7 protein-coding genes are annotated in these 6,746 nt (G+C 70.5%); 3 read left to right on the forward strand and 4 right to left on the reverse strand.

All coding sequences use genetic code 11. The features are described 5' to 3' along the window. Positions 1 to 83: 83 nt before the first annotated feature. Together Aco04nite_RS23905 and Aco04nite_RS23910 are read right to left on the reverse strand one after the other, a co-directional pair. Positions 84 to 2,051 (reverse strand): alpha-1,4-glucan--maltose-1-phosphate maltosyltransferase, encoded by a 1,968-nt coding sequence (locus tag Aco04nite_RS23905; RefSeq protein ID WP_212999495.1) that lies wholly within the window; start codon positions 2,049 to 2,051, stop codon positions 84 to 86. Positions 2,052 to 2,188: 137 nt separating this feature from the next. Beyond that, complete coding sequence (locus Aco04nite_RS23910; protein ID WP_212999496.1) at positions 2,189 to 3,037, reverse strand: spermidine synthase; 849 nt, start codon at positions 3,035 to 3,037, stop codon at positions 2,189 to 2,191. Positions 3,038 to 3,131: 94 nt separating this feature from the next. Here Aco04nite_RS23910 and Aco04nite_RS23915 point away from each other — a divergent pair, with 94 nt between their 5' ends. Then, positions 3,132 to 3,719 (forward strand): hypothetical protein, encoded by a 588-nt coding sequence (locus Aco04nite_RS23915; protein WP_203839556.1) that lies wholly within the window; start codon positions 3,132 to 3,134, stop codon positions 3,717 to 3,719. A gap of 209 nt (positions 3,720 to 3,928) precedes the next feature. On the opposite strand, the gene Aco04nite_RS23920 is transcribed toward Aco04nite_RS23915, so the two are convergent. Both Aco04nite_RS23920 and ppgK read right to left on the reverse strand, forming a co-directional pair. Beyond that, positions 3,929 to 4,393, reverse strand: a complete 465-nt coding sequence (locus Aco04nite_RS23920; RefSeq protein ID WP_212999497.1) for a PPOX class F420-dependent oxidoreductase — start codon at positions 4,391 to 4,393, stop codon at positions 3,929 to 3,931. Positions 4,394 to 4,395: 2 nt separating this feature from the next. Further along, positions 4,396 to 5,148, reverse strand: coding sequence for a polyphosphate--glucose phosphotransferase (ppgK, locus tag Aco04nite_RS23925; RefSeq protein ID WP_212999498.1), 753 nt, complete (start codon positions 5,146 to 5,148; stop codon positions 4,396 to 4,398). 185 nt (positions 5,149 to 5,333) lie between these two features. Here ppgK and Aco04nite_RS23930 point away from each other — a divergent pair, with 185 nt between their 5' ends. Together Aco04nite_RS23930 and Aco04nite_RS23935 are read left to right on the forward strand one after the other, a co-directional pair. Then, complete coding sequence (locus tag Aco04nite_RS23930) at positions 5,334 to 6,353, forward strand: medium chain dehydrogenase/reductase family protein (protein WP_212999499.1); 1,020 nt, start codon at positions 5,334 to 5,336, stop codon at positions 6,351 to 6,353. 129 nt (positions 6,354 to 6,482) lie between these two features. Further along, positions 6,483 to 6,746, forward strand: a 264-nt coding sequence (locus Aco04nite_RS23935) for a sigma factor (RefSeq protein WP_280519372.1), incomplete at its 3' end; no start/stop codon positions are given.

The following is a 6,746-nucleotide window of genomic DNA, read 5'->3' on the forward strand; positions in this document are numbered from 1 at the left end:
AACTGAATCGCGTACGCCGCCGGCGCACCCGATACCGGCCCGGCTACTTCACGCCGGGACCGGTTCACTACCCGCCAGAGCCGTTACCGGCGCGGGCGTACTACGAAGACGTGTGCCGGCTCGACGAAGGGGTCGATCCGGACGGCGTTGTGCTGGCCCCACTCGTACGATGCGCCGGTGATCTGGTCGACCACGTCGAAGCGCTCGTGCCAGTCCATGCCGAGGGCCGGCATGTTGATCGTCGTATTGCCCCACTGCACGTCCTGCGAATCGAAGGAACAGATCACCAGGACGGTGTTACCCGTCTCAGCGTCGCGCTTCGACCAGCAGAGCAGCTCGTTGTTGTCGATGTCGTGGAATTCGATGTTCCGCAGCCAGTGCAGCGCCGGATTCTCCCGCCGGATCTCGTTCAGGCGGGTGATGTACGGCGCCAGCGAGCGTCCGGCCTTCTCCGCGGCGGCCCAGTCCCGCGGCTTGAGCTCGTACTTCTCGTTGTCGATGAGCTCCTCGGACCCCGGCCGGGCCACGTGCTCGAAGAGTTCCAGTCCTGCGTACATGCCCCAGGACGGCGAGAGCATGCTCGCCAGCACCGTGCGGATCTTGAACATCGGCGGGCCGCCGTGCTGCAGCGTCTCGTGCAGGATGTCGGGGGTGTTGGGCCAGAAGTTGGGGCGCATCCAGTCGATCGACGCCTTGAGCTGCGTCATGTACTCGCGCATCTCGCCGGCCGTGGTGCGCCAGGTGAAGTACGTGTACGACTGGGTGAAGCCGACCTTGCCGAGCCCGTTCATCATCGCGGGGCGGGTGAACGCCTCGGCGAGGAACAGCACGTCCGGTTCGACCGCCTTGACCTTGGCGATGCACCACTGCCAGAAGCTCAGCGCCTTGGTGTGCGGGTTGTCGACGCGGAAGATCTTCACGCCCTCGCCGACCCAGTGCAGGACGACGCGCAGGACCTCCTCGCGCAGGCCCTTCGGGTCGTTGTCCCAGTTCAGCGGGTAGATGTCCTGGTACTTCTTGGGCGGGTTCTCGGCGTACGCGATGGTGCCGTCGGCGCGGGTGGTGAACCACTCCGGGTGCGACTTGACCCACGGGTGGTCCGGCGCGGCCTGCAGTGCGAGGTCCATCGCGATCTCGAGACCGTTGTCGGCGGCCGTCTTGATGAAGGCGCGGAAGTCCTCCGGCGTGCCGAGCTCGGGGTGGATCGCGTCGTGACCACCCTCCTCGGCGCCGATGGCCCACGGCGAGCCGACGTCCTCGGGGCGGGGGACCAGCGTGTTGTTGCGGCCCTTGCGGTTGATCCGGCCGATCGGGTGGATCGGCGGCAGGTACAGCACGTCGAAGCCCATCGCCGCGACGGCGGGGATGCGGCCGGCTGCGGTGGCGAACGTGCCGTGCTTGACCGGGGTCGCGTCGGGGCCGACCTCGGCGCCCTCGGAGCGGGGGAAGAACTCGTACCACGAGGAGTAGAGCGCGCGCTGGCGGTCGACCCAGATGACGTACGAGCGGGTGGTGGTCACGAGCTGACGCACCGGGTTGTGCCAGAGCAGCTCTTCGAGGTCGAGCGCCAGGGCGACCCGGTTGAACAGCGAGCGCTCGTCGTCACGCAGCGCGGCGGCGGCCTCGCGGACCCGCTCCTCGTCGGCGTTCGGGACGATCTTGGCGGCGAGGTCGAGCAGGCCGGCGCCCTCGGCGAGGTCGTTGGCGAGGTCCTCGAGACCCTGGCCGGCGCCGATCTTCTTGGTGACCGCGTTGCGCCACGTCTGGTACGGGTCGTCGAACGCCTCGATGGTGAAGGTCCAGCGGCCGACGCGGTCCGGCTTGATCACCGCGTGCCACTGGTCGAGGCCGGGTTCGCCGGGCTCCAGACGGGTGAACGGCTCGGACTCGCCGTGCGGGCCGCGCCATACCACGTTCACGCCGAGCGCGTTGTGGCCTTCCCGATAGGACACCGCGGAGATCGGCACGAGTTCACCGACCACCGCCTTCGAGGGGTAGCGGCCGCAGGATACGGACGGCGTCACGTCTTCGATGGGAAAGCGACCGGTCATGATCTCCACCGTAATCAGAATGCGCGGGAGCGGGCTCGGCGACGGGCGAAATGCAGCAGCCGTCCACGCAACTTCTCCGCAATGGAGGAACCGCAAACGGCCGGGCACCCGGTGGATGACAACCTACCGGAGCCGCGTTACGGGAAGCCGTCGAGGCGCGCCCTCGCACCGCCCAGAAACGTGGTCAATTCCTCGCCGTGCCACACCCGGGCGGGCTCCCGGTCCCACGCCACCGACCTGGCAATTCGCGAAACGGGCAAAGTGTTACAAATGGCCGACGCGGCGAGGACGACATTGCCCAGCTTGCGCCCGCGCAGCATTCCGGGAGGAGCGATCAGAGCGACATCCGCAAAGGCAGTACGCAAAGTAGCCGCTTGAATTCGCGAATGGGCGGGCGGTCTCACATCGGTCAGGTTCATCGCCAGCACCCCGCCCGGCCGCAGCAACCGCGCCGCGGCATGCGCGAACGACGTCCCGGCGACGCTCTCCGGCATCGCCGAGCCCTGGAACACGTCTACGACGATCGCGTCATAGCCCCCCGTCCCGGCGTACGCCTCCGGCGTGGCGCCGGCGAAGGCCTGAGTGTCGACGAACGTTCGGGCGTCGGCGATCTCGATCCCGATCTCCGGGGGCCAGGGGAGGGTCCGGGCGACGGCGGCGAGCAGCAGCGGGTCGAGCTCGACCACCGTCTGGTGGGAGCCGGGGCGGGTCGCGGCGACCCACCGCGGCAGGGTCAGGCCACCACCACCGAGATGCAGGATCTTCATGGGTACGCCCGGAGCGCGCGCCAGACGCAGGATCGTCGCCAGCCGGCGCACGTACTCGAAGGCCAGGTGGGCCGGGTCCGCCAGGTCGACGTAGCTCTGGGGCACGCCGTCGACGGTGACGGTCCAGGCGCGGTCGTGGCCCGGATCGGGCTCGAATGTCGCGTTTCCCGAGATGGTGCGGGCGAAGACCGTTGCCCGTCGGTTGCCGTGCGTTGCCATCGGGGCGAGGCTACTCAACCGCAGGGCCGGGCGGCCGAGAGGTATCTCGACGCGCCCCACCCGAGGCCGCGCCCGTCTGCCCCTGGGGGAGTCAATGCCCGGTCCCGGTCCGTCCACCGCCCTGTCACCGGTCATCGCCGCGAGCACCCACTGGCTCGTGCGCGCCTACCCGGCGACCGGCACCGACCAGGCCGCCGCCACCCTCAACGAGCTGCAGGCCCGGCAGGCGATCACCGTCGCGGCATGGCTGCGTTACCCGACGCCGGTCGACGCGGAGCTGGTCAACATGGCCGGGCCCGGCGGGTCGGCGGCGCTGGACTGGCGGATGGGCAGCGAGCCGGAGGACGAGATGGCCGAGGGTGAGGGCTGGCGTACCTGGGTGGACGAGGTCGTGGTCAGCTGGGCGGCCTGCCTGCTCTCCGACCCGCTGCTCGCGTCGCGTGCGGTGGACGCGGTCGCGGCGGCCGTACCGTTGAAGCCGCTTCCGCAGGGTGAGCGGCCTCGCCCGCGCCGGGTGACCGACCTGCCCGCCGAGTTCCGCCGGCTGACCGCACCCGATCCCCGCGACAGTGCGGCCGCGGCCCTGTTGCGCCACCCGGACCTGCTCGACTCGGTCGCCGGCCTGCACCGCGACGACCTGCTCTACCTGCTCCCCGCCCCGGGCAGCAGCGTCCCCGCCTGACCTGCCCCGGGCAGCAGCATCCGCGCTTGACCCGCTCCCCGGCGGCATTCTCCCCGGCCGGCCGGCCTCGGGCTGCACTCTCCCTGGCCTGTCGGCCCGGGCAGCACTCGCTCTAGCCGGGTCGGCCCGGGCAGCACTCGCTCCGGCCGGGCCGCCCCGGGCGGCACTCGCGGCCTGTCCGCCCCGGGTGGCAATATTGCCGGCCCGGGTTACTCGGCCAGGCGTGCGGGGAAGCCGCCGCGGGCGATCGGTCCCCAGGACTCGACGGTGATCCGGATGAGCGCTTTGCCCTGCTCGCGCATGGCCTGGCGGTACTCGTCCCAGTCGGAGTGCTCGCCGGCGATGACGCGGAAGTACTCGACGAGGGGTTCCAGGGCCTCGGGGAGGTCGAGGACCTCGGCGACACCGTCGAGCTGGACCCATTCGCCGCCGAAGTCGTCCGAGAGGATGCAGACGGTGACCCGGGGGTCGCGGCGGATGTTGGCGACCTTGGCGCGCTCCGGGTAGGTGGAGATGACGACGCGGCCCTCGGTGTCGACGCCGCAGGTGTTGGGGGACGACTGCGGGCGGCCGTCCTTGCGGGTGGTCATCAGGATCGCGTGGTGGCGGGGGCGGATGAACTCCAGGAGCTCGTCGCGGCCGACCCGGTTGTTCGTGGCGATGGTCCTTGCCATGGTCAGTGCACCTCGGGGGCGATGGCCGGCTGGCCCGCGATGACCGCTGCGCCGATGATGCCGGCGTTGTTGAGCAGCGTTGCCGGGACGATCGGGGTGCGGATTTCGATCAGCGGCAGCCACTTGTCGGCCTTCTTGCTGACCCCGCCGCCGACGATGAACAGCCGTGGCGACAGCAGCATCTCCACGTGCCGCAGGTAGTCCTGCACCCGGCCGGACCATTTCTCCCAGCTCAGGTCGTCCTGCTCGCGGGCCCGGTCGGAGGCGCGCGCCTCGGCGTCCTTGCCGTCGATCTCGAGGTGGCCGAACTCGGTGTTCGGGATCAGCGTGCCGTCGAGGAACAGGGCGCTGCCGATGCCGGTGCCGAACGTCAGCATCATGACCAGGCCCTGCTGGTCGTGGTCGCCGAACGCGACCTCGGCGACGCCCGCCGCGTCGGCGTCGTTGAGGACCGAGACGGGCTTGCCGAGCCGTTCGGTGAACAGCCGCGCCGCCGGGGCGTCGAGCCAGGACTTGTCGACGTTCGCCGCGGTCCGGGTCACCCCGTCGACGACGACGCCGGGGAAGGTGACGCCGACCCGGTCGTAGCCGTCGAAGCGGGCCGCCACCTCGGCGACGGCCTCGACCACGCTGGTGACGTCGGAGGGCTGCGGCGTCGGTACCCGGTAGCGCTCTGCGAGCAACTCGCCCTTCGCAGTGTCGACCGGGGCACCTTTCACGCCGGAACCGCCGATGTCGATGCCGAGGATGGTCATTCGAGTTCTCCGTCTCCAAGGTGTTTCCGGCTGTTTACCCACACGCACCCGGACTCGAATCGTGCCATCGAGCGACATCCCCCTTGCGAGGCCCCACGAGAGCAGTGCATACTTGCGTTACAACCTGTAACGGTTAAGGACGCTGAACTTTGAACAGAGCGCCAAACTCTACGAGGAGCACTGATATGGGAACCATGATCGAGGTCGTTCTCCCCGGCATCGTCGAGCCCGAGGGCCTGCAGCTGCGAGAGCGTGCGATCCCGGCACCGGGTGAGGGCCAGGCGCTCGTGCGCGTGGAGGCCACCGGCGTCAGCTTCGCCGAGCAGCAGATGCGCCGTGGCCGCTACTACGACCAGCCGCCGTTCCCGTTCGTCCCCGGCTACGACCTGGTCGGCACGGTCGAGGAGGCCGGGCCCGGCACCGACCCGCGGCTTCGGGGCCGCCGGGTCGCCGCGCTCACCAAGACGGGGGGCTGGAGCACCCATGCGGTGCTCGACGCCGCCGACCTGGTCCCGGTGCCGGACGGCGTCACCGCGGTCCAGGCCGAGACGGTCGTGGTCAACGGCATCACCGCCTGGCAGATGCTGCACCGTCTCGCGCACGTCCGCGCCGGGCACACCGTCGTGGTGATGGGCGCCAACGGCGGCGTCGGCTCGGTCCTCGTGCAGCTCGCCCAGCTGGCCGGGGCCCGCGTGATCGGCACCGCGTCGCCCCGGCACCACGACGCGCTGCGGGGCGCCGGCGTGATCCCGGTCGACTACCGCGGCGACGTGCCCGCTCAGGTCCGAGCGATCGCCCCGGAGGGTGTGGACGCGGTCTTCGACCACGTCGGCGGCCCCGGCCTCACCGGTTCGTGGATGCTGCTGCGCCGCGGCGGCACCCTCGTGTCGTACGGGTCCGCGTCGACCCGCGACGACAGCGGCAGCAAGCAGCTGCCCGTGCTCAAGCTGCTCGGCCGGCTGTGGGCGTGGAACGTGCTGCCCAACGGCCGGCACGCGTACTTCTTCAACGTCTGGGGTGGTCTGTGGCGCAAGGACCGTTTCCGCGCCAAGCTGCGCGCCGACCTGACCGCGGTCCTGGAGGCGATGGCGGCGGGCAAGGTCACCGCGGCGGTCGGCGCCGAGCTTCCGCTGGCCCGAGCCGCCGAGGCGCTGCGCCTGGCGGAGTCGAAGACCGTCGCCGGCAAGGTGGTCCTCACCCCCTGAGCGCTGGTTCCGGAACCCCGCTCATACTTTCGGCTAGGCAGGGCTCGGCCGAGCGGTTAGCGTGAAACGTAGTGAACGGTCGCCGCGTGCGGGCACGGCTCTCTGCCCGCTGATGGAGGACCTCATCCGATGACTATTGCCGCTTCGCGCCGCGTCTCGACCGACAGCGCCGCCGACCTGCTGGCCGAGATGGCAGCCGTTCCCGCCGGCGACCACCGCCGTTCCGCTCTGCGTGACCGGGCGATCGAGGCCTGGCTGCCGCTCGCCCGCCACCTCGCCCACCGCTACTCCGGCCGCGGCGAGCCCACCGACGACCTGTTCCAGACCGCCACCGTCGGCCTGATCAAAGCCGTCGACAAGTTCGACCCGGACCGCGGCGTCGACTTCGCCGGC

Origin of the sequence: Winogradskya consettensis, from assembly GCF_018332715.1 — a bacterium.
Classification (GTDB): domain Bacteria; phylum Actinomycetota; class Actinomycetes; order Mycobacteriales; family Micromonosporaceae; genus Actinoplanes; species Actinoplanes consettensis.